General features: G+C 47.5%; 17 protein-coding genes. 9 read left to right on the top strand and 8 right to left on the bottom strand.

Annotated elements, in window-relative coordinates:
• Window positions 1-399 precede the first annotated feature (399 nt).
• Together SK066_RS05430 and SK066_RS05425 are read right to left on the bottom strand one after the other, a co-directional pair.
• Window positions 400-1,356 carry an acetylxylan esterase gene (locus SK066_RS05430; RefSeq protein WP_320544812.1) on the bottom strand — a complete coding sequence of 319 codons (957 nt, stop codon included), beginning with the start codon at window positions 1,354-1,356 and terminating at the stop codon, window positions 400-402.
• A 197-nt stretch (window positions 1,357-1,553) separates the two neighbouring features.
• Complete coding sequence (locus tag SK066_RS05425; RefSeq protein WP_188777014.1) at window positions 1,554-1,769, bottom strand: hypothetical protein; 216 nt, start codon at window positions 1,767-1,769, stop codon at window positions 1,554-1,556.
• Window positions 1,770-2,140: 371 nt separating this feature from the next.
• Here SK066_RS05425 and SK066_RS05420 point away from each other — a divergent pair, with 371 nt between their 5' ends.
• Window positions 2,141-3,340 carry a DUF418 domain-containing protein gene (locus SK066_RS05420; RefSeq protein WP_320543932.1) on the top strand — a complete coding sequence of 400 codons (1,200 nt, stop codon included), beginning with the start codon at window positions 2,141-2,143 and terminating at the stop codon, window positions 3,338-3,340.
• A 157-nt stretch (window positions 3,341-3,497) separates the two neighbouring features.
• Here SK066_RS05420 and SK066_RS05415 read toward each other — a convergent pair whose 3' ends face one another.
• Window positions 3,498-3,944 carry a GNAT family N-acetyltransferase gene (locus SK066_RS05415; protein WP_188777012.1) on the bottom strand — a complete coding sequence of 149 codons (447 nt, stop codon included), beginning with the start codon at window positions 3,942-3,944 and terminating at the stop codon, window positions 3,498-3,500.
• Window positions 3,945-4,322: 378 nt separating this feature from the next.
• Here SK066_RS05415 and SK066_RS05410 point away from each other — a divergent pair, with 378 nt between their 5' ends.
• From SK066_RS05410 to SK066_RS05400, 3 genes are all read left to right on the top strand, one after another.
• Window positions 4,323-5,519: a cytochrome P450 gene (locus SK066_RS05410; protein WP_320543931.1), complete on the top strand. Its 1,197-nt coding sequence runs from the start codon at window positions 4,323-4,325 to the stop codon at window positions 5,517-5,519.
• A gap of 792 nt (window positions 5,520-6,311) precedes the next feature.
• Window positions 6,312-7,322 (top strand): nuclear transport factor 2 family protein, encoded by a 1,011-nt coding sequence (locus SK066_RS05405; protein WP_320543930.1) that lies wholly within the window; start codon window positions 6,312-6,314, stop codon window positions 7,320-7,322.
• Between the two features lie 550 nt (window positions 7,323-7,872).
• Window positions 7,873-8,805, top strand: a complete 933-nt coding sequence (locus tag SK066_RS05400; protein WP_320543929.1) for an AEC family transporter — start codon at window positions 7,873-7,875, stop codon at window positions 8,803-8,805.
• Between the two features lie 294 nt (window positions 8,806-9,099).
• On the opposite strand, the gene SK066_RS05395 is transcribed toward SK066_RS05400, so the two are convergent.
• Complete coding sequence (locus SK066_RS05395; RefSeq protein ID WP_320543928.1) at window positions 9,100-9,720, bottom strand: NUDIX hydrolase; 621 nt, start codon at window positions 9,718-9,720, stop codon at window positions 9,100-9,102.
• Between the two features lie 33 nt (window positions 9,721-9,753).
• Window positions 9,754-10,356, bottom strand: a complete 603-nt coding sequence (locus SK066_RS05390; RefSeq protein ID WP_320543927.1) for a histidine phosphatase family protein — start codon at window positions 10,354-10,356, stop codon at window positions 9,754-9,756.
• A 282-nt stretch (window positions 10,357-10,638) separates the two neighbouring features.
• Here SK066_RS05390 and asd point away from each other — a divergent pair, with 282 nt between their 5' ends.
• Both asd and SK066_RS05380 read left to right on the top strand, forming a co-directional pair.
• On the top strand, window positions 10,639-11,469 hold the full coding sequence (gene asd / locus SK066_RS05385) for an archaetidylserine decarboxylase (protein WP_320543926.1): 831 nt from the start codon (window positions 10,639-10,641) through the stop codon (window positions 11,467-11,469).
• Window positions 11,470-11,502: 33 nt separating this feature from the next.
• A complete protein-coding gene (locus SK066_RS05380) occupies window positions 11,503-11,628 on the top strand; it encodes a hypothetical protein (protein WP_320543925.1) in 126 nt (41 codons plus the stop codon).
• A gap of 12 nt (window positions 11,629-11,640) precedes the next feature.
• On the opposite strand, the gene SK066_RS05375 is transcribed toward SK066_RS05380, so the two are convergent.
• From SK066_RS05375 to SK066_RS05365, 3 genes are all read right to left on the bottom strand, one after another.
• Window positions 11,641-12,426, bottom strand: coding sequence for a helix-turn-helix domain-containing protein (locus tag SK066_RS05375; protein ID WP_250344120.1), 786 nt, complete (start codon window positions 12,424-12,426; stop codon window positions 11,641-11,643).
• A gap of 291 nt (window positions 12,427-12,717) precedes the next feature.
• Window positions 12,718-13,044, bottom strand: a complete 327-nt coding sequence (locus SK066_RS05370) for a chorismate mutase (protein WP_320543924.1) — start codon at window positions 13,042-13,044, stop codon at window positions 12,718-12,720.
• Between the two features lie 56 nt (window positions 13,045-13,100).
• Window positions 13,101-14,678: an aminotransferase-like domain-containing protein gene (locus SK066_RS05365; protein WP_320543923.1), complete on the bottom strand. Its 1,578-nt coding sequence runs from the start codon at window positions 14,676-14,678 to the stop codon at window positions 13,101-13,103.
• 327 nt (window positions 14,679-15,005) lie between these two features.
• On the opposite strand from SK066_RS05365, the gene SK066_RS05360 reads away from it, so the two are divergent.
• The 3 genes from SK066_RS05360 (at window position 15,006) to SK066_RS05350 (ending at window position 20,737) form a co-directional block, all read left to right on the top strand.
• Window positions 15,006-15,629, top strand: coding sequence for a pyridoxamine 5'-phosphate oxidase family protein (locus SK066_RS05360; RefSeq protein WP_320543922.1), 624 nt, complete (start codon window positions 15,006-15,008; stop codon window positions 15,627-15,629).
• Window positions 15,630-16,030: 401 nt separating this feature from the next.
• Window positions 16,031-17,329: an aminotransferase class I/II-fold pyridoxal phosphate-dependent enzyme gene (locus SK066_RS05355; RefSeq protein WP_320543921.1), complete on the top strand. Its 1,299-nt coding sequence runs from the start codon at window positions 16,031-16,033 to the stop codon at window positions 17,327-17,329.
• A 399-nt stretch (window positions 17,330-17,728) separates the two neighbouring features.
• Entirely contained in the window at window positions 17,729-20,737 is a 3,009-nt protein-coding gene (locus tag SK066_RS05350; protein ID WP_320543920.1) for an S-layer homology domain-containing protein, read from the top strand.
• Window positions 20,738-20,793 lie beyond the last annotated feature (56 nt).

Below are 20,793 nucleotides of genomic sequence, written 5' to 3'. Positions count from 1 at the left end.
TCCATCCTGAACAGTGAATCGATCTGACCATGCAAAGCACCTTTGATTGATGATTGCTTATGTCTGGCGCTTGTTTGACCTTCACTGACCTTGTGACTTTATTATAGTTCTGACCTCCTCATTCAACAAAATCGATTTTCGCTCATTTATAGCGATTAGAGGCGATAAAAGGCGATTTTCATAAAATATTTTATACTTTCTTATTATTTGACCTTTTTTGACCTTTAATCAAAAAATCCACCAATCCGCCCTTGAAAAGAACGGATCGGTGGATAGATAGTCTACATGTGGATTCTACTTTTTATTCGCTGAAATGATTCACTAAATGATAGATCTGCTGCTTCACCACTATCGATCTATACATACCCGTACACTTTCCCCTACAGGTTTACATGCTATTCATCCAAAATGCTGCTGCAAAAACTCCATCGTCCGGCGCGTATGATACGGCCCTACATAATGTCCATCAAACGGATACACAGCAATCTGCTTATCCGCACGAATCCGATTGTACGCTGCAAAAATCGTTTCCGGCAGACATACCATATCCTTCAATCCACAGGAAGCGAGAAGCGGAATCCGAATGCGATCCCCCAGATTCATGATGTCAAAATAGCTAAGCGTCTGGAGCACCTGCTGCAAATGCTGTGGATAACGACTCACAAACTGTGCCGCTTCCTTGAGCGAGCTTTCCGAATTCAGAATGCCAAAGTCCATATGACACATATTCGGAATATTCGCGACTGCTACCGCTGGAATATCACTTAATGCCGCTGTAATCAGCGCCAGACCACCACCCTGACTGGCTCCATACACGGCAATACGCTGAGTATCCACATCCTCACGCTCTGCTACCCATTGAACCGCTTTCAAAGCATCGATTGTAATCGCTAAATAATAGAACTTTTCCTTATCCAGAATATTCTGTGACAGCCAGCCTGCACTCATACCAAATTCAGACGCTAGATGATTGCCTGTCTCTCCACCCTGTCCACGCACATCCATGGCAAATACAGCATAGCCCAGTGCGGTCCATTGCGCATATTCCTCTGGATAACCCTTGCTGCCCGTGTAGCCGTGATACATCACGATACAGGGCAAGCGCTCTCCCTGCACATTCGCAGGACGAATATACCAGCCTGACAATGGCGTATCATCAAAGCCTTCATAGGTTACCCTGTGCACCTCAACGGTACGCATTGGTGTCGTCTCCGGCTCAATGGTACTATGCAATGGCTTATCTTTAAAACGCTCCAGCGTACGGCTCCAGAACTCATCCAGATCGGACGGTGCAGTCAACATTGGAGCATACTGCTCCAGATCACGCATTCGGCGTGCAATCGCATTACTAATCATCATTATCCAGACTCCTTTGTTATTTTGCCACAGGTGAACGGTATCACGACTACAGGCAAAATCAGGTTCTTTGATCAACGCGCTTCAGGTCGATTGTGACATAACGAGATTATGTAAGGAAGGGCGAGTAGCCTGTATGTTGCACAAGCTATCCCGCCCTTTATTCCCCTTGCCGCCTATCTAATATCGGGCGACGGTTACTTGTTCAGCTTGACGATCCAGCCCGTAATCATACGGAAGCAGAAGCTAAAAATAGCCGATGGCACGATCGCGACGACCAATGTCAACAATATACTTCCTACGCCGACTGTACCCGGGTTATTGCGAAACTCCAGCACGACAAGCAGCACGGCCATAATCACATACCAGCCTACAAAATCGGACACTCTGAAGTTCGATTTGATCCAATTCATCGTATTCCCTCTTTACTCCAAAATAAACCCTCACAGCCGCAACATACCGGAGCGAAAGCTCAATATCCCCATGCTATCAGTAAAATCAGTAGATGACAAGCCAACATTAAAGCATGGACTGCATCCTTTTCCATATACTGTTTCACAATGAAGAGCTTCTGTCTGCTTCTACCGATTCCTCCCTTTTTTTCAGAAAAAATAAAGAGAGCTTATAGACAAAAATGGATGCGGATGGAAAATAAGCGTAACGGATCGGCATAACCTTCGTACTACCTCTATACCATCATCCCATGTCACACACGCTATACTTCATCCTGATCGTTCGATTAGCACCATCCAATAGGCTCGACTTATGAAATGGAGGAATACATATGAATAGACCCGTTACACGATTACAGATCATTGATGCAATGCGCGGCTTTTCCCTGCTGGGCATCATTCTAGCAAATATGCTCATTTTTCAATACGGAAGCTGGGGATTGATCGATATTCAGGCGAAATCTTTTTCAAGCGCCGATCATATCGTAAATGGACTGCTGGAAGTGCTCGTTGTGGGCAGCTTTATGCCGATCTTTGCGCTGTTGTTTGGATTTGGGATGATGAAAATGAAGGAGAGTCTGGAGCGAAGGCAACTGTCACCCTATACACATCTGAGCAGACGATTTGCCCTGCTGATGCTGATCGGGATGATTCATGCCTTTTTCATCTGGGACGGTGATATTTTAACGTATTACGGCGCATTCGGCTTTGGCTTGCTGCTGTATATGCGTTGTCGTCCGAATACGCTGCTTGTCTGGACAGCGCTGGGCTTTGGAGTATTGCTGCTTATTGGGCTAGCAAGCCTGTTTATTCCTGATTCGGGAGATGGCTCAGCAGACCCATCCTATCTGATGAATATGCTAACGGTATACAGTCAGGGCAGTTATCTGGATATTTTGTTGCATCGTAATATGGAAACGCCTTTTGGCTCCTTTGCCTTTAGCTTTGTGCTTATGTTCTTGCTGCTTCTTACGACATCGATGCTGTATATTCCTCTGTTCTGGCTGGGCATGTATTTGGCGAAAAAGGGCACGTTCGAGCAAGCCCATACGAAGCGCGCGCTCTATATGCGAGGTACGCTCATATTCGTTCCGTTTGGACTTGCGCTCAAGCTCACTCCACTGCTCCTACCGATACTGGAATGGGAAACGCTAGCCGTTCTTTTTGGAGGCCCCGTGTTAGCGATTGGATATGTGTTTGCCTTTGCATGGGTGTATGTGAGCGTGGGCGAGCGGCGCTGGATGACTCGCTTTGCAGCAGTGGGGAAACTGTCTTTAACTAACTATTTGCTACAGAGCATTATCGCAACAACGCTATTTTATGGCTACGGGTTTGGCTGGTTCGGTCAGCTCGGTGTAGCGATGGGAGCGGTTATTGCACTGGGGATTTATGTATTACAATGGCTGCTCAGTCCAATCTATCTGCGTCATTACTCGTATGGCCCGGTGGAAAAGCTGCTGCGTATGGGAACGAATGCATCACGCAGTGGTCAGCCTCGATCCATAGCGCCAAAAGATGCGGCTTCCTCATAAGAGGAGCGGCTTAACGTATTCAATTTATTCTCATCAAAAATGATGTGTAGTACCAATGTACATTTATTCATATCGCAATGATCCATGTACCTACAAAGGGCGGTTAACGTGCAACCATTCTACACGTTAACCGCCCTTTATTTATAGTTGAATCAAACTATTGCAGCAGCTTCACAAAGCCAGTCGATGTACCTGTAAAGCCGAGATGACGATAGAACGCATGCGCCCCTGTTCGTTCCTCACGATTGCCGCTATTTAGCGCTAACGCATGAGCGCCAACCGTACCTGCCCAGCCCTCGGCAGCAAGCAGCAGCGCGCGTCCAATACCGCTTCCACGATAACGATCATCGACAACTAGCGATCCTACGCGCACATGTATCCCATCACGCTCAAATCGCATCTCCTTAATCAAACCGATCATGCCAACGACTTCTCCATCAGACTCAGCTACATAGGTCTGATAATCGGAGTGCTCCTGTATAGGTGCAAAGCGCGTACGGAAATCCTCCTCTGTTACGGGATAACCCAGCTGATCCATTAACACGACCAGTCTCGGAATATCCTCTTGCTTCGCTTCACGCATAACGAGTGTATGCTGTTCCATTGTTGTTGCTCCTCTCCTGCATTGCTTGGATGTCAAAATTCATGTTTACGATAGCCGTGTTCATTATGTATGTATTACCCACTCACTATAGCATGCCCGTCTGATGCAAACTATTATAGCTTTATGATTCTTTTATCAGAAAAGACCCCGCTCAGACAATATACAGCATACGAAAAGTGATCAGCGTATAGATAGCATACTTCAACAGTTACACAGCTACACATAGCAGCCGGGTGAAAACATCCAAAATTTGTATATTCGATTCTAAAACGGTATAATAGAGTTCATATATGTAAATAAATATATATAAGCTATCTAAGCTGAATGGAAGCAACCTATGTTTTGAGATGACAATTCAATCCGTCAAGGAGGATATGTATGAATCAGACAACCAAGTATGCTAACTATATCCCAATGCGTGAGCTAAATACGGTGGACAAACAGCTGTATCCGTTTGATGCCTATAACGAGCTTTTGGAGCAGACCCCGGTTCGGTATGACGAAAATCGCAAATGTTGGGATGTATTCCGTTATGAAGATGTGCAATATGTATTGAAAAATCCAAAGCTGTTCTCGTCGCAGCGCAATCGCAGTAACCAGAGCCTTCTCTATATGGACCCGCCGAAGCACAAGCAATTGCGCGATCTGGTTAACCAGGCATTTACACCGAAAAAGATTGAACAGCTCGCTCCCCATATTCGTGAAATTGCGGAGGATCTGCTAGGCCCCCATCTGGCAAATGGACGCATCGATCTGGTGCATGAGCTGGCAGGCCCACTACCTGTTATCGTGATCGCTGAGTTAATCGGCGTACCGACAACCGATCGTCATACATTCAAGCATCTGTCCGACCTGCTCGTTAAAGGGGCACGCGATGATAGCGAGGAAGCTTTTCAGGAGCTGATGGATGAAAAGGCGCAGGCGCATGAGGAGCTAGAGCAGTATTTTACGAATATCGTGAATGAGCGTCGCCAGGCATTGCAGGATGATCTTGTTTCCTTGCTGATCGAAGCTGAGATTGAAGGACAGAAGCTGAGTGATCTGGAAATTGTACGCTTCTGCATTCTACTTCTGGTAGCTGGGAATGAGACAACGACCAATCTGATCACCAACGCGGTACGCATTCTGTGTGAGCAGCCCGAGCTTCAGCAGCGGATTGCTGAGCAGCCGACATTAATTCCAACGACAGTCGAGGAGACATTGCGCTACTATCCCCCTATCGTGGCAATTGGACGGGTAGCGAGTGAGGATGTAGTGCTGCAAGGCCAGACCATTCAGGCTGGACAGCAGGTGATCTCCTGGGTTGGTGCAGCGAATCGAGATGAGCGCAAATTCGCACAATCAGAACAGTTTGTACCGGATCGTAAGCCGAATCAGCATATGGGCTTTGGGTTTGGTATTCACTTTTGTCTCGGTGCGCCGCTGGCTCGCCTGGAGGGGCGAATTGTGCTGGAGACATTGCTCGCGAAGATGCGGAACATGAAGCTGGAAGCTGGGGCGGAATTGCAGCCGATTCAGAGTGCGTTTGTGTTTGGGGTGCGTGAGTATCCTTTGGGGTTTGACGCTATTCGTTAGAAAACAGCGCAGGTGGGGGTTTTGAGCTTGCTTGTGGGAACACTCCGGGAAGGAATAAGGGGACGGACTCGGGTGGAGCCGCGGGAATCTTTTGGAATAGGATAGAATGAAGATTCCCGCCCCTCCAAAGTCGTCCTTTCCCCTTATTTCCTTCCCTCCGTTTCGTGCGGATGCAATTTAAAAGATCTGGCGTGGGATGTACTGTGGTTTTCTAATGAATAGAGTCTGTGGGGGAGTGGGCAGTTTTTTGATAGAGGTGGAGGGTTCTGCTTTACACTTCTACACTTCTACACTTCTACACTTCTACACTTCTACACTTCTACACTTCTACACTTCTACACTTCTACACTTCTACACTTCTACACTTCTACACTTCTGTATAAAGTGTAATGACGCAAATGCGTTTTATCAACTATAAATTTGAGCCGCTCCGTGTATGGTGGAGCGGCTTTTATATGAGCATGTATTGGTTATGGGTTTTGGTGAAATAAGTCTAAATACTCACTTTTCGTTAGCTGAGGTGTGACTTGTTTCGTAATGAGATAGAGGCTTGGATGAAGATTGCATGAAATAGGGGGGCTTCTGCCTTATTTTTGTGGAGTATGGGAGGTTTAGGGCTGTAATTGTGTATTGAGAATGCCTGTTTAGACTGGTTAAAAGCTTGCTTCTGCATGTTTTCATACAGGTGTAGCAAGGGATATTTCGGTAAAGTTGAAACTCTTAATGTTACAGGTTACAATCGTTGTATTCGAGCAGTGCGTGCTGCTTGCACATCATTAGAGGAGTGATATTATGCCGAAAAAAAGCTATGCTTTATTGTCCATGACCCTTGCTTCTGCACTTGCCCTATCTACAGCTGGAGTTGCAGGCGCTGCTGCTTCTGAATGCGGCACCTCCACTACGTCTACTGCTTCTGTCAAAGCTAAAACTGCAAAGGCTGCGACAACGACTGCATCCTCGCAGCAAAGCGCGGAGAAAGCCAATCAGAAGAAGCTCGCTGAGAACAAGCAATTTGTGCTGAATATGTTTAAGGATATTTTCACCGATCATAAGCTGGACACAGCAAGCAAGTATATCGCTGATGACTATATCCAGCATAATCCGCTTGCAGGTAACGGACGTGAGGCATTTGTGAATTTCTTCGCTCCATTTGTGAAGCAGAATCCACAATACAATGTAGAGGTGAAGCGCATTATCGCTCAAGGCGATCTGGTGCTGGTGCATAGCCTTGCTAAGACGAACAAATCAGATCGTGGCATGGCGGTTGTCGATATTTTCCGTCTGGAGCGTGTGAACGGCAAGCCGATCATCAAGGAGCACTGGGATATCGCTCAGCAAGTACCGGAAAAGTCTGCTAACAGCAATACGATGTTCCCACTGCCAGGCACTCCGGTTCAGGTGACACCAGCTAGTTCTAAGCAGGTAGCTGCCAATGTGAAGCTTGTAACGACCTTCTATAACGACTTCTTTAACAAAAAAGATGGCGATGCTCTGAAAAAATACGTAGATGAAAACTATATCCAGCATAATCCGAGTGTTCCAACAGGACGTAAACCATTGGAATCGTTTATCCCAATGCTAAAAAGCAACCCGGATAGCCGCAACAACATCGTACGCGTTATCGCCGAAGGTGATATCGTTGCCCTGCATGTACACGGTCAAAATAACAAGGACGACCGCGGTGCAGCTGTAATGGACATGTTCCGTGTGAAAACGATCAACGGCAAGCTGAAAATCGTAGAGCACTGGGATGTCGTACAGGAAGTACCGGAAAAATCGGCGAACAATAATACGATGTTCTGATTGCAGCATCGGGGTTAGAACGGATAGAGTTGGAATTGGAGTATGGTACGTATCAGTGTAAACGGCGATATTGCAGCTTTATCCATGAGTTCTATCCATACATGATCAAAACAACAAAGCTGATTGTGAAGTAGCTGTGATGGGCTGCCATCCTAATTTTAGGAGATTGCTAATAACAGTCATTAGGCACAACCGAATAGGAATAACGCACAGCACCTTTCCACTACCTGGCTATACACGGGTAGAAGGAGAGGTGTTGTTGGTGGTTGATTACAATTAGAAGCAAAATTCCGCAGCAATCCTACAGCAAAATAACAAGCATAGATCCATTTTTAATATACACCTGTATATGCTTTTCCGCTCCTTTACACTCCTCTTTTATAACCAAAATCAATAAGATAATATTATATAAATAGTTTTTATCTATAAGTGAATAGGAATCAAATATTGGATTGTCTGCCACCATCATAGTAAAGTGAACAGCATCTTCAACTCGTGCACTCCTTCGTCTACATAGGTAGGGTTGCCCCAAACAGAAAGGATGAACGTGATGCTGCTTCAATTGCTGTCTACAATGTACCAGATTTTTCTGCCTATTTCGCTGCCTGTAATTGGTGGTGTGTTGCTGCGACGTTTTCGTGGTCTGGATACGCGTCCGATTGCGACGGTATCGCTATATATTCTCACACCTTCGATCGTATTTCATACATTACTCCATGCGGAATTATCGATGTCTGATGTGAGTGTAACGATCATCTTTTCACTCATCAGCCTTGTGGTAATGTGGCTACTGGCGGTTGGGCTTGGACGTCTGCTACGACTTCCTCAGCAAGAACAGGCAGGGTTAACGCTCATCTCCATGTTCACCAACTGTGTGAACTATGGCTTGCCGCTTGTATTACTGGCATTCGGGCAGCTCGGACTGGATAAAGCGTCCGTCTTTGTCATCGGGCAAATGATTATCGTGAACACGGTCGGTGTATTTTTCGCAGCACGCTCGCATTTTTCGATCAAACAGGCTTTTTATGCGGTATTCCGTTTGCCTGCCGTATACGCCGCTATATTAGCTTCGATCCTGCGTCTGTCTGGCTTGTCCTTACCTACTGCACTTGATGATGGCTTTGCGATGCTGGCTGCTGCCTATTCGCCACTGGCGCTTGCTGTGCTCGGCGCGCAGATGATTAATGTAGGCTCCAGCTCATCCACCTCAGATGATGCAGCATCACCACGCGCTTTCTGGGCAGGGATGGGGCTACGGATGGTCGCTGCTCCACTGGTATCGTGGGTATTACTTGTACTGCTTGGAGTAGAAGGTACGCTGTTCAGCGTGTTACTCGTTCTCACTTCGATGCCGACGGCTGTCAATGCGGTCATTCTCGCACAACAATTTGGCGCAGCGCCGCGGCTCGTATCTCGCTGTATCCTGTGGACGACGCTGGGCTCGATTGTTACATTGCCCGCCTTATTGCTAGGGTTACAGTAGTGGCTTATGGTACAGAATCGGAACGTTTAGGAGGATGTAAGAAGCTAGAGGATCGTATTGAGGGATGAAGGTCTTTATTTCTAGTCGGTAAATTGGATGAGGCGAATATGGTGTTTATGGTGTTTATATCCATACCTAATATACATACACGCCAGCCTCCTCCTAACCACTTGTCGATTCACAAACAAAAAATTGCCATAAAAACAACCGCTCTTTCTCACTGAGAATAGAGCGGTTAACAGCATGTAAAAGTAACTCAAACAGATCCATATCGAGTGATATACTTCTATCCATCTAATCGCAAAATACCGGCAATTGTGGATCGCGCATATGTTGAAATAACGTCTGAATCTGCTGCTCGGTATTGCGCTCTACCGATAGTGGCGGCAGCTCGTCCTCAGCGAAAAAGCCAACCTCGGTCGTCTCCGTTGTATCCGTGCTTGCTTCTCCACCGATCAACTCACACAGGATAAACATTTTGTACACATGCCATGGAGAAGGTGGATGGGCATGGAACTTCTTGTCCACTACGCCAATTAATCGCATCGGCTCTACGATATAGCCGGACTCCTCGCGTACCTCTTTGACCGCAATTTCCTTCGGAGATAATCCGATATCTGCCCAGCCACCCGGCAATGACCAGTGACCGTCGATCTTCTCCTTGACCATCAGGATGCGTCCATCCCGGAACACGACTCCACGCACGTCGACCTTGGGCGTAGCATAGCCTGTCTCCGCGGCAAATAGCTCGCGAATCTGCTCGGCTTCCACATCGGTATATTGCTGCATAATCTCAATGCTCAGCTCACGCAATTGCTGAAACCGATCGATATCATACACATCCCGCGAATATTCCAGACCTGCCTGGCTAATCGCCTGAATTTGCTTTGCCCATTCCAACCATTTTAATTGCACACCCTCCACCCTTTCCCTGGTCGCTTACGGCAATTATTCTGCCTTGTTCGCCTCATATGGTAGCAGATGGTTCGTACAATTGTACAATGCGCAATCCCATTCACGGTCAGCATCGCATTCCACGACCGTAATGGACATATTATCAAGGGAATGCCACTTAGGCGGCTCCTGCTGCAAAATTACATTCAACACATGATTCAGTAGCACGCCATGACTTACAATTAAAATATGCTCATCTGGATAATGCGCTGCCAGCTCCTGCAAGCAGGCTAAGCCTCGCTTGGCACCTGATTCGGGGGTTTCCAGACCGAGGTCTTGCTCCTTCCAATCCTCACCCCAGCGCTCGATCCGCTCCGCCTGTGTCGTACCTTCGATCAGACCACCGTCCAATTCGCGCAAACGTGCATCCAGCGTAATCGTCAAGCCGCTCGCTTCAGCAATCGCCTGTGCGGTTTGCTGAGCACGCTTGAGATCGCTTGCATAAATGCGATCCCACTGCTCACCAGCAATACGCTCGCCGAGTAGACGTGCCTGCTGCCAGCCATTTTCATTTAATGGGATATCGGAGCTGCCCTGAGCACGGCCTTCCTTGTTCCATATCGTGCTTCCATGCCGGATTAAGCCGAAAGTCGTCATGTTATTGCCTCCATTCCCTTCATTTCGTCGTTTTATACGTTAGATTATACAGTGACTTTTATGTGCAAACGGTATACAATTATGCTTTATGAACAGGCAGGATACCCGCTAATTCTCTTTATTTTACCATGTTTTTGGATATCAGTCGCCTGATTACGCATTCGTCTTTGACCGGCTCGATGGTTTTGTCGCTTGCGTATATGCCTCAGTTGTGTCAATATAACGAAGCAAACGAGTGTACGTACTATTTTTCCTTATTTTGGAAAGGAGATCACCTGGATCATGGCCAACACGATGTTTCGCCTGCTCACCGAGCTATCCTCTCGCAAATGGGTATCCCGGCTTACAGGCAGCTTTGCCAAATCACGGGCCAGCCGCGCGTTAATCCCGAAGTTCATTCAGGCTTATCGCATCCCGGCAGAAGAAGCAGAAAAACCGTTACAGGATTATCATACATTGAACGATTTTTTCACGCGTCGTCTTCAGCCTAGCGCACGCCCGGTTGATGCTGACCCGATGTCATTGATCAGTCCGGTAGATGCACTGATTACTGCGATGGGACCGCTCGATGACCAATTAATTCCGAATGTAAAAGGACAGGACTATACGCTGGACGAGCTGCTCAATCACTCTCCGCGTCTGGAATCGTATCGAGACGGGTATATGTTCGTGCTCTATCTCAGCCCACGCGATTATCACCGCATTCATGCGCCCGTTACGGGTAGACAAACCGAGCGCGAGTATATCCCTGGCAAGGTTTATCCGGTTAACGACCGCAGCATGGTGAATATGCGTTCCGTACTGAGCCGCAATGAGCGTCAGATCACGTATATTTCTCACCATTATGGTGAGGTCGCTATAGCCAAGGTCGGCGCGCTGAATGTGAGCAGTATTCGCTATGCTGATGATGCACGCACATCCTGGAATAAGGGCGATGAGCTCGCTTATTTTGAATTTGGTTCTACGGTGGTGCTGCTCATGCAGAAGCACACCTTTGAGCCGGATGCGCAGCTTGCCGTCGGCAGCCGTGTGAAAATGGGCGAAAAGCTCGGCACATTGCTCGATCTGGAAGCGACACGCCCGTATCAGCGCATCAAGGATGCTGACCTCTAAATTAGCGAAAAGCCCGGACAGGAGTTAGCTCCAATGTCCGGGCTTCTTTATATTGTGCTTGGTTACTTTGCGCTTGGCTTTTATATGCTCACTTGTCTGCGTGTCTGTGTGAACAAGGATGTGTTTCGTGTTTCTCGTTTCCATTCCGCAATCCGCTAAAAGCTCCTTCCCCTAGCGAATCTCGGATGGACTTTTCCCTGTATACTGCTTGAATTGACGACTGAAAAAGAAAATATCGCGATAGCCCAGTGCATCCGCCACCTCGGTCACATTCATTCCCGTATACACCAGCAGATGCTCGGCACGCTCAATTCGCATCCGAATAATATACGACTGCACGGATGCGCCGATTAGCTCCTTGAATTTGATCGAGAAGTAGCGCGGCGATAAGCCTGCTCTTGCAGCTAGATCCTCTACCCGGTGCGCCAGACTGGGATGCTGACGAATATAGTTGGCAACCTCCTGAATCGTCTCATTCAGCTGATTGCTCACTTTGCGCGGCACCGGCTTGCGCTGTTCCTCGCGCAACAGATGAATCATAAGCTGCTTCAAGATCAGGCGTGCTTCATCCTCTGCTGCAAAGGCATGCTCCAGCAGTAGTCTTACGTAGCGCACCAGCATATATTCAAAATCAATCGTCTCATCCAGCATGCGATACCGAATCGGTACACGGCTCACCGGCTCGTCTACATCAAAATGGATATAAGTGAGCACGAGCGGCTTTTGCGGATTATGCGTGGCAGTCGTCTCATCCCCTGGACGGAACAGAAAGCAGCTTCCTTTACTGATCGGATAAGGCTCGCCATTCAAAATCAGCTCTCCCTCTCCGCTCCATACATAAAACAGATCATAGTTGGGCATCGGTTTTTCACGCTTTGGCCAGCGCCACTCCGGTTCACAGAAGATTTTGGCAAAAGCCGGTTTAAGTACAAATGAAGATGGCGATACTTCAAGCATCGGATTCCCCCCTTTTTCTATATACAACACCAATAGGCTCCTCGGTATCCTTTTCTATCCATCACAGCAAGCCTTATAACGTTCCAAGCTACACATGCGATTTAAGATACATGCCTAACATCTAAAATTCAAAATATTATTTTATAGCTTTCCCACTACTGTTGAGATGAAGGACGATGACTCACCAACATCGCACCATGATAAAAAGCTTCTATGGGCTTATATTGCGCAAAAAGTAACCATTCGTCAATGCCCGACATGCAATTTGCATATCAGTTACCTGTTCTGCGTTCAGGCTTGAGCATCCGAATCCGCAGCTGGCTTCGGCATCTGCTGCAAGCGTGCATGCTCCTGCAGCTCATCCTCGATAAAGGCAGCAATCATCGCACGATACACCTGCTCTGCCACGAGTGGATTCAGCTCATTCGCGCTCGCTAGCTCACGTACCTTCGTAATAACCGCTTCGACTCGTGCAGGTGCCTTCACTGCATCGGTATCCTGTTTAAAAGTGGCCGCCTGTTTCACATACTGGCTGCGCTCACTTAGTAATCCAATAATCTGCTGATCCAAACGATCGATATGTCCACGAACCTCATCCAGACTGTTACACGTCTCCATGTCACTTCGCTCCTTTATCGCTTCACGATGATTAGTATACTTGCGTGTCATCCTATCTATTCCAGCGTGCGCCGCCATGCTATCTCCAGACGCTTCATTCCCTGCTGCATCTGCTGCTCATCTGTATGGGCAAAGCTAAAACATACCGCTGGTGCTCCAGCAGCGATCTGATACAGCGAAGCATCCTTCCATTGTACACCGAGCTCCAGCGCTTGCTTACGAAACCGCTCATATTGTGAGTGCTCCAGCCGCCAGCTTCCATAAATATGTAAACCAGAGTCGGTATCGATCCAATCAAATAGCTCTGATAAACGTCCATTTAATAAGCGATGTAGCTCCTGAAAGCGTGGACGATATAACCGGGTCATTCTGCGCAGATGCCGCATGTAATCTCCGCGCTGCATAAAGCGTGCCAGTGCACGTTGCTCCAGCGGCGATGAGGGCAAGGGCGCGTAAAGACTTTTCGCAGCGATTAGCGGTGCAATAAGCGCTGGTGGTACGATCGCATAGCCAATACGTAGGGCAGAGAACATACTTTTGGAAAAGGAACCGACATAGATCACCTGCTCAGAATGATCAAGTGCCTTGAGCGGCTCTAATGGGCGCCCGCCCCAGCGAAACTCACTATCATAATCATCCTCTACAATCCATGCGTTCTGTCGATCTGCCCATTGTAGCAGCTGCTGCCTACGCGCTAACGGCAAGACCGCACCGGTCGGAAATTGGCGACCCGGTGTAACGAACAACAATCGTGCCGACCAATCGGCTGGAATGATGCCCTGTCGATCCAGCGGTGCGCCAATGAGCTTGCCTCCTGCTGCGCCAACTGCTTTTTGAATTCCGGTATAACAGGGGTCTTCCACTACGACAGGCTCCTGCTCATTGATGAGCAATTGACAGAGCAGCACAAGCGCCTCCTGTGAACCACTGTATAACATAACCTGCTCTGGACGCGCGCGAATCCCTCGTGTACGTCCCACATGCGTACAGATTGCTTCCCGCAGCCGCATATCTCCAATCGTACTCATCTCCTCTGTAAAAGCAGCAGATTGCATGTCCTGCGACGCGCCAGTCAGTGCTGTTTTCCAATCGGCTAGCGAATTGCCTTGCAGCACCAGATCCTGCGGACAAAAGGAGATCGGTGCGTAAGCTGGAAAAGAGTTGAGCTGTGACTCTAGCTGTACCTTCTCTTGCTCCAAAGCCCGTCTATTCGGCGGCCCTACAGACTGCCTCGCATCCAATTGCACAATGCGCTGTCCCCAGCGAGATAGGGTAGGCGTAGAGCGATCATTACTCTGTTGGTCTATGCTAGCTTTTCCTTTTGCTTCGCCGTCCGTTTTATAAGCTTGCTTATCGTTTCGATGCGAGTGCTCTACGACTACCTGCTCCGATACATAGGTTCCTTTACCGACCGTAGCCTCTACATACCCTTCGGCGAGCAGAAGGTCATAGGCTTCCGCCACAATGCCTCGCGATACTCCATACATCTCTGCCATACTCCGCGTGGAAGGCAAACGGCTACGTGCAGGCAGTGTACCATTCAGGATGCCCTCACGCAGAGCATGATACAGGGCTACATATTTATATCCATGCTGCTCCAGTAGTCGCTGATAAGCAATCGTAATCTCCTGCATCTCGCTTCCTCTTTTCTACTAGATTGATCGGGCGGTAGTTATTTTCTAACTGACTGTAGTTATTGTCTGAGCTGCTCTATGTATGCTTTGTTGGATGTTCAATACGATGCGGATGCTACAAATTGGACTAATCATTTTAGTCGATATTGGCTCTTTTAACCTGTCAATATTCAGCATAAGCTGGAATAACCGAGCGGTCAAGCGAAGGAATGGATCAATTAATCACGGTGAATTGGAGATACGCTGATGCGCGTAAGCATCCTGTCTACGATCTTGAGCCGCTAATTCAGGCCTATAACGAAAAGCATGGAATGGGAGAGAAACGATATGCGTAGAAAAGAATTTTCGATTGCAGAAGAGCAGGAAATGGCGGAGTTTTTGGAGGAAGTGACCTTTGGCTTTCTCGGTCTGGCGAGCGAGGATGGCTGGCCGCGGGTGGTGCCACTGAATTTTGCTTATGGAAATGGTGTCTTTTATGTACACGGTAGCCGGGCTGGCGAGAAGATGAAGCTGCTCAAAAAGAATACCCGTGTCACCTTCTCAGCAGCACGCGAGTATGCACTATTACCATCCTACTTTACAGATGATCATATGGCATGTCCGGCAACCGCTTATTTTAAAAGTATAACCGTACGTGGTCATGCAGAGATGATCAAGGATCTGGATGAGAAAGCTGAAGGCTTTAGCCTGTTTATGCGGAAGCTCCAGCCAGAAGGTGGCTATGATCCGATCACCACAGAAGATCCTCGCTATGTCTCCCAGCTGAAGGCGGTTGCGCTCATTAAGATCGTACCCGAGGAATGGAGTGCCAAGTTCAAGTTTGGACAAAATGTACGTGAGCCAGAGCGCCAGCGTATTATGGAAGGATTGGAACAGCGCGCATTGCCAGATGATCTGGAAACACAGCGTCTGATGGAAAAGTATTGTCCGTATCATCGCGGAGCAGAATGATGACGAGCGAGATAATGTATGCGGTATGAAGATATGACAGTCCGGACTGCATCAATATTGACCCCGTACCGAGCAGCATAATCCATCGACTGACCGCTAACCGTCACGTCAATCGTATTGTTCTCGTCTGCGTCCGATTGAAGTAGATTGCGAATGAATAACGCAGCTTCTACAGTTACAACATAATGATATACATCGATAGCAGTGGTAAGAAGAGCATAGTCTTTCTTTTGTTTACGATTCGTTCACATCTATGCTCGTAAAATTCACCAGTCGCACCGTGACACCTTGCCCCCAACAATGCTATACTATGATGCAGCGAAATCAGGCGGAAACTCCCAATCCAACCTTCAAGCTACTCGCCTGGTTATCATTTAAACAGACTCGGAAGGATGAACAAGATGAACCCACTGGCAGGACAATTGAATGATTCCCTCAAAGCGGACAGCCCATTTATTTATGACATGCTGTCTACACTCGGCAAGGAACTGTATTTTCCAAAGGAAGGCATATTGAGCCAATCGGCAGAAGCATCGAGCCAGGCGAAGAAGTATAACGCGACGATTGGAATTGCAACCGAAAATGGAAAGCCGATGCATCTGAAGGTCATTCAGGACTCCTTATCCGCATTTCAGCCAAAAGACCTGTATCCTTATGCACCACCAGCAGGTAAGCCGGAGCTGCGTAAAGCATGGCGGGAGAAGATGATCAAGGATAACCCGTCGATGGCTGACAAGACTTTTGGTAATCCGATCGCAACGAACGCGCTGACGCATGGACTGAGTATCGTTGCCGATCTGTTCGCGGAAGCTGGTGACGTGGTCATTTATCCGGACAAAAACTGGGAAAACTACGAGCTGACCTTTGGCGTACGCCGCGGTGCAGAGATCGTGAACTATCCCCTGTTCACAAGTGATATGAAATTCAATAGTGACGGTCTGCGCGAGGCGCTGCTGGCACAAAAAGATAAAGGCAAAGCAATTGTCGTATTGAACTTCCCGAACAATCCGACAGGCTATACACCGAATGTGGAAGACGGACACCGCATTGTTGCAGCGATTAATGAAGCGGCAGTAGCAGGTATCAATGTTGTGGTCGTGACGGATGACGCATACTTTGGACTCTTCTTCGAGGATTCGATGCATGAATCCCTGTTCGGTGAGCTAGCTGGTCTGCATCCACGCATTCTGCCGATCAAGGTCGATGGCGCAACGAAGGAAGAATATGTATGGGGCTTCCGCGTCGGCTTTATTACGTATGGCGCAGACAGCAATACCGCATTGAATGTGCTGGAGCAAAAGACACTCGGTATTATTCGCTCGACAATTTCCAGCGGTGCACATCCATCCCAGACATTCGTCCTGAACGCCCTGCAATCGCCAGAATTTGATGCGCAAAAAGCAGAGAAATTCCAGATCATGAAGGGTCGTGCCAACAAGGTAAAAGACCTGCTCGATAGTGGCAAATACGGCGATGTATGGGAATACTATCCGTTCAACTCCGGCTACTTCATGTGCCTCAAGCTGAATGATGTATCGGCAGAAGCTGTTCGTCAGCACCTGCTGAATGAATATGAAGTCGGTACGATCGCACTGGGCGAGCACGATCTGCGTGTGGCATTCTCCTGCATCGAGGAAGCCTATCTGGAGGATCTGTATGATCTGATTCACCGGGCTGTGCTGGAAGTAAAGCAGGGTTAAGCTCTTTTGATCAATGATTGAGCATAGCTTGTTAGTACAAACAGAAGAGATAGAATGCTAATGTGAATTTCTACTATAAAATTCTAACTACAACGTTCTCTTTCATTTTTAATTTTCAAAAAGGATGTGCCTGATGATGCAGGCGCATCCTTTTTTCGTTGCATATCTATGCGAATATCCCCTGCTATATTACAAGCCAGACTACCGCTTACGATTCCCTCTATACCCACCTCCTACCAGTAAAGGAAAATACATTTCCAAACCCCATTCTGTGTAGTATGATGAATCTATATACCTACATAGCTTCCCCTATAGTTCTAGATAGAAAGATCATTATAGGTCATAAGCTGTACATCTGGATGGCTTCATTTATATCAATTCACTGGGGGACTCATAGGAATGTTCAAATTAAAAAAACAGACATGGACTGCGCTGGTACTGAGCGCTTCTTTGGTGCTGCCTCTCGCAGGGCTGACACAACCAACAGCGGTGCACGCCGCATCAGACACACAGAATCACTGGGCACGTAATGTGCTAAATGAATGGCAAACAAAAGGCTTTATCAACGGCTTTGCTGACGGAAGTCTCAAGCCTGATCAAAGTGTAACGCGTTCGCAGCTCGCTGTACTGATCAACAAAGCATATGGCTTTACACGTCCAACATCGATTCATTATACCGATGTGCAGACATCGGACTGGTATTATAACGACGTCGCGATCGCAAGAGCAGAAGGATATATGGAAGGCTACAAGGATTCCACCTTCCAGCCGAACAAGCAGGTCAGCCGTCAGGAGCTGGCTGTTATTTTAACAACGCTCAAAAAGCTCAAGTCTTCTAGCTCTGCTAATAATATGTTCGATACTCAAAATAGTCCGCAATGGAGTAAAGGCTCAATCGGTGCCGTACTGGACAGCGGTCTGATGAAAGGTGACGAAAAGGGCTTTCGTCCACGAGACATTACAACCCGTGCCGAAGCCGTAACGGTGCTGGATCGCTCGATGCAAGGTGCCTCTGCCGCATCAACCGTGTATAATTCGGCTGGTGTATATGGCCCGGAAAGTGGTTCCCAGCCCCTGCATGGCAATGTATATCTGAATGCCGCTGGAAGTACGCTGCGCAATGTCGCCATCGATGGGGATCTGATCCTCGGCGCAGGCATTGGTGAAGGTGATGTACTGCTGAGCGGAATTACTGTTAAAGGAACAACCATCGTCAATGGTGGCGGTAGTCATAGCGTTCATATTAAGGATTCTTCACTGGCAAATATGCTCGTAAATAAACCCAATGGTACCGTTCGCATCGTGTCCTCTGGTTCGACCAGCATCCAGCAGACGACGTTACAAACGGCTGCCATTCTGGAAGAAGAACAACCAACCGCTGCCGGCTTCCATAATGTATTGCTAACGTCCCAGCTTCCATCCGGTGCATCGGTTAGCATGAAAGGCAATTATGATGCTGTTGATGTGAGCTCATCCAGTGCCATGCTGAGTCTGACTACAGGCTCCATTGATCAATTCGCTGTTGCCGCAGGCGCAACCAATAACCGAATCACCTTGAATCCTGCATCATCGATCAATGTGTTCACAGCGAATGCACCAACAACCGTTAACGGAGATGGCACGATCAATCGAGCGATTATCCAATCGTCCGATGTGACGATCACACCACGCGTGACACAGACAACGGTAAGCTCGGGGATTACAGCTAGAATCGAGGGTCGTACGATTGGTGCACCACAGACGGAGACGAATGTGAAGAAGGATGATAAAAAAGATAATTCTTCAGCAGGCACGACGCAGCCAGTTACACCTGGCATCCCTAACCCATCCCAAACTACTTATCTTCTAGGCATCAACAACGGACAGGCAATTTTGCCTGATCATGCTAATTATGCCGGACTTAATATGAGTGATATGAAGATTACCGTAACATTAGATGGTCAGCCTGCTCCTCATTTGTTAAGCTCACTACGTTTTAATAGTGAAACGCGAGCGATTGAGTTCACTCCGTTGTATGTTAAACCTTCGAATTACGGGAAGACAATCCAGATGACGGTTGAACCATCCAGCGCTTCTTCTTTGCTTAAAGATCGCTTTGTCGGTAGCTTCCAAATGACTGGAGCTTATGGACAAATCACAGATGCTCAGGGCAATCCAGTATCCGATATGCAAATTTCATTCCGTCGTGGAACCGATGTAAAAACAGGTCCGATTGTGCTCACTACTTCAACTGATGTGGACGGTTATTACTATACTAATTTACCACCTGGCTCCTATACGGGTGAATTACAAAAAGACGGCTATCTGATCACCTACTTGAACGCGCCTGTATTAGCAAGCGAATATATTCAAACAGATTCAACAGCTATCGCTACAGCTAAACAGGATCAGATTCGAATTGTGCTCACCTGGTCAGCGCTTCCCGAGGATCTGGACGCTCATTTGTATGGGCCGACAGTGAACGGCTATGGCTTTCATATCTTACCTTATCGTAATGAGAGTTATTCGTATCGCAATGAAGTATATGCCTCAATCGATAAAGATGCTATGAATGGCTTTGGCCCTGAGATTGTTACGATTAACAAACGTCTGAACGGAACTTATATGTATTATGTCAAAAATTATCATGCTAACAATCTTGGATCATTAGGTAAGTCGGCTGCTACAGTGCAGGTATACATTGGTGATGCAAGTGCTCCGGTCAAATCGTACACGTTGCCACCAAGTAGCGGTAATGAACTTTTTTGGCGTGTATTTGATCTAAATGTTATCGATGGTAAACTTCAATTTTTAGATTATAACAATTTGTGGGCAACGGAACCTCCATATCAGTATTTCGGAAACGTAGATGACGAAGCCGAGTTAGAAGGACGTTTACAGGATCAAGTAGACCGTTTACCAGCGGATCTATACTTGCCGTACACGACCAGCCTGAATAATGGACTTGATCTTATGCCCAACGAATCAAGTGATCCTGGCGTTAAGCAAATGGTAAGCGCAATTGAAGCCGCCCCTGCCAGTTCAGGAACAACGGTGACTGCCGATGCTTATCTGCAACCAACCGCGCAATCTGAAACGATCAAGCTGCTACGTTATAATGATAGTGCAGATGAATTAACCTTTAAGGTAAAAGTTAATTTTGAACTGGATCATTTGAAAGCCAATGGCGATATGCTCGTGCATGTGCCTACGCTGGATGAATGGCTTAGCGATGCAGCGGCTGACGCAGAGGATACCATTGCAGCAGAAAGCAATCCGAATACGGCGACACTACAGGATACGACTGCACTAAAAGCCGCACTTGCTCATCAGCAAGCCCTACCTGCCGGCGCAGCAACAAGTGAAAAGATAGCTGTTTTGGAGGAATTGAAAACAGCTCTTGCTCCGTGGTGGTATCAGCTTTCATAAACTCCGTACCTGTCACTATAGCTTACAAATGCCATTTATAAAATCAAGCAGCCTCT

This window comes from Paenibacillus hunanensis, from assembly GCF_034055775.1.
GTDB classification, from domain to species: Bacteria; Bacillota; Bacilli; order Paenibacillales; family Paenibacillaceae; genus Saccharibacillus; species Saccharibacillus hunanensis.
This window is presented reverse-complemented; position numbering and strand designations above follow the sequence as displayed.

Bases quoted from the DNA above. Each gene is read 5' to 3' on its own strand.
- SK066_RS05430 (WP_320544812.1), bottom strand. From the start codon at position 1,356: ATGATTAGTAATGCGATTGCACGCCGAATGCGTGATCTGGAGCAGTAT.
- SK066_RS05425 (WP_188777014.1), bottom strand. From the start codon at position 1,769: ATGAATTGGATCAAATCGAACTTCAGAGTGTCCGATTTTGTAGGCTGG.
- SK066_RS05420 (WP_320543932.1), top strand. From the start codon at position 2,141: ATGAATAGACCCGTTACACGATTACAGATCATTGATGCAATGCGCGGC.
- SK066_RS05415 (WP_188777012.1), bottom strand. From the start codon at position 3,944: ATGGAACAGCATACACTCGTTATGCGTGAAGCGAAGCAAGAGGATATT.
- SK066_RS05410 (WP_320543931.1), top strand. From the start codon at position 4,323: ATGAATCAGACAACCAAGTATGCTAACTATATCCCAATGCGTGAGCTA.
- SK066_RS05405 (WP_320543930.1), top strand. From the start codon at position 6,312: ATGCCGAAAAAAAGCTATGCTTTATTGTCCATGACCCTTGCTTCTGCA.
- SK066_RS05400 (WP_320543929.1), top strand. From the start codon at position 7,873: ATGCTGCTTCAATTGCTGTCTACAATGTACCAGATTTTTCTGCCTATT.
- SK066_RS05390 (WP_320543927.1), bottom strand. From the start codon at position 10,356: ATGACGACTTTCGGCTTAATCCGGCATGGAAGCACGATATGGAACAAG.
- asd (WP_320543926.1), top strand. From the start codon at position 10,639: ATGGCCAACACGATGTTTCGCCTGCTCACCGAGCTATCCTCTCGCAAA.
- SK066_RS05380 (WP_320543925.1), top strand. From the start codon at position 11,503: ATGTCCGGGCTTCTTTATATTGTGCTTGGTTACTTTGCGCTTGGCTTT.
- SK066_RS05375 (WP_250344120.1), bottom strand. From the start codon at position 12,426: ATGCTTGAAGTATCGCCATCTTCATTTGTACTTAAACCGGCTTTTGCC.
- SK066_RS05370 (WP_320543924.1), bottom strand. From the start codon at position 13,044: ATGGAGACGTGTAACAGTCTGGATGAGGTTCGTGGACATATCGATCGT.
- SK066_RS05365 (WP_320543923.1), bottom strand. From the start codon at position 14,678: ATGCAGGAGATTACGATTGCTTATCAGCGACTACTGGAGCAGCATGGA.
- SK066_RS05360 (WP_320543922.1), top strand. From the start codon at position 15,006: ATGCGTAGAAAAGAATTTTCGATTGCAGAAGAGCAGGAAATGGCGGAG.
- SK066_RS05355 (WP_320543921.1), top strand. From the start codon at position 16,031: ATGAACCCACTGGCAGGACAATTGAATGATTCCCTCAAAGCGGACAGC.
- SK066_RS05350 (WP_320543920.1), top strand. From the start codon at position 17,729: ATGTTCAAATTAAAAAAACAGACATGGACTGCGCTGGTACTGAGCGCT.